The 2,116-nt window shown below is 29.5% G+C and carries 1 protein-coding gene; it reads left to right on the forward strand.

Annotation, left to right across the window (positions count from 1 at the left end):
* Positions 1–17: 17 nt before the first annotated feature.
* Positions 18–2,116, forward strand: a 2,099-nt coding sequence (gene pglX, locus ACMOUI_RS08770; RefSeq protein ID WP_418965330.1) for a BREX-1 system adenine-specific DNA-methyltransferase PglX, incomplete at its 3' end; no start/stop codon positions are given.

Here is a 2,116-nt window from a genome sequence, read left to right on the forward strand (position 1 = left end):
TCACAAATCCACCTTATATGGGAAATAAAGGATACTCAGATATATTAAAAAAATACATAGAGAAAAACTATAAAGATAGTAAAGCTGATTTATTTGCAGTATTTATGGAAAAATGCAGTGAATTTACTAAATCAATGAGATATACAGCTATGATAACTATGCACTCTTGGATGTTTTTAAGCTCTTTTGAAGCTTTAAGAAAAAATATAATTGTTTCCTTAGAAATTAATACTTTAAACCACTTAGGAACAAAGGCTTTTGAAGAGATAGGTGGCGAAGTTGTTCAAACAGTATCTTGGGTTACTAAAAAAAGAGTTCCAACTTTAAAAGGTAGCTATATAAGATTAGTTGATTACAACAACTCTGAGTGGAAAGAAAAAGAGTTCTTCAATAAAGAAAACTACTTTACAACAAACCAAAAAGACTTTGAAAAAATCCCAGGTAGCCCTATTGCTTACTGGGTGAGTGAGAGAGTTAGGGAAATATTTGCAACGAGTGAAAAACTTGGAGATGTAGGAGATGCAAAACAGGGATTAGCAACAGCTGACAATGATAGATTTTTAAGGTTATGGAATGAAGTAAACTATAATAGAATAGGTTATGGAATGTCTAATTCTACGGAAGCACTAGAGAGTGGGAAAAAATGGTTCCCATTTAACAAGGGTGGAGATTTTAGAAATTGGTATGGAAATCAAGAATTTCTAGTTAACTGGGAAAATGATGGGTATGAGATTAGAAATTTTTGTGACTCGAAAGGGAAAGTAAGGTCAAGACCTCAAAATACAGAATTTTATTTTAGAGAATCTATTTCATGCTCTGCAATATCTTCGACTCAAAATTCATTTAGATATTATCCTGTAGGGAATTTATTTGATGTAAATTTGAGATCATATTTTATAGATGATAAGATGAAAAATAATATATTAGGTTTTTTTAATAGTAAAATTTTTAAATATTTTAGTCAACTACTAAGTCCTACATTAGCATTAAATGCTAACGATTTAGATAGAATACCCTCACTTTTATTAAAGTTTCAAAATAAAAATATCGTACAAAAATGTATCCAAATCGCTAAACAAGAATGGGACTCTCGTGAAACTTCATGGGATTTTGAAAAGTTAGCCTTAATTGAGGGAAATAGCCTAAAAGAAAGCTATAAGCAATATTGTGATTATTGGAAAGAACAGTTCTTTCAAATGCATAAGAACGAAGAAGAGTTAAATAAAATGTTTATTGAAATCTATGGTTTAGAGGATGAGATGAATGAAAAGGTAGAACTCACTGATATAACTCTTTTAAAAAAAGAGATTAATATAGTAGATGGTGAATTAATATTTAACCAAGAGGAGTTAATGAAACAGTTTTTATCATATGCATTGGGATGTATTATGGGGAGATACTCTATTGATAAATCAGGACTTATAATAGCTAACTCTGATGATATTATGAAAGTTGAAAATAATAAAATAGTTATAGAGGGAAAAGATGGAGAGATCAGACATAAGATAGAAAATCCTAGATTTACTCCTGATGCTTATGGAATAGTGCCAATTGTAAGAGAGGACAACTTTGAAAATGATATTGTAAAAAAAGTTATAGAGTTTGTAAAAGCAGTCTATGGAGAGGAAACTCTTGAAGAGAACCTAAACTTTATAGCAGAGGGGTTAGGAAAGAAGAGTAATGAAGATGCAAAAGATATTATAAGAAAATATTTTATAAAAGATTTTTATAAGGATCATTTACAAAGATATAAAAAGAGACCTATATACTGGATGATGAATAGTGGTAAAAAAGATGCATTCTCTAGCTTAATATACCTACATAGATATGAGGAAAACAGTATAGGAAGAGTAAGAGCAGATTATCTGTTACCATATCAAGAGATACTAGACAATCAAAGAGCATACTATGAGAAATTAAATAGTAATGAGAAAATTACTCCAAAAGATAAAAAAAATATGGATAAGAGATTAAAAGAGCTAGATGCAGAACTGAAAGAGTTAAAAGATTATGCTAATGAAGTTAAACATATAGCAGACCAAAAGATATCTCTTGATTTAGATGATGGAGTTAAACTGAATTATGAGAAGTTTGGAAGGATACTGAAGAAAATATA

This window comes from Cetobacterium sp., from assembly GCF_048470075.1.
Taxonomy (GTDB): Bacteria; Fusobacteriota; Fusobacteriia; order Fusobacteriales; family Fusobacteriaceae; genus Cetobacterium_A.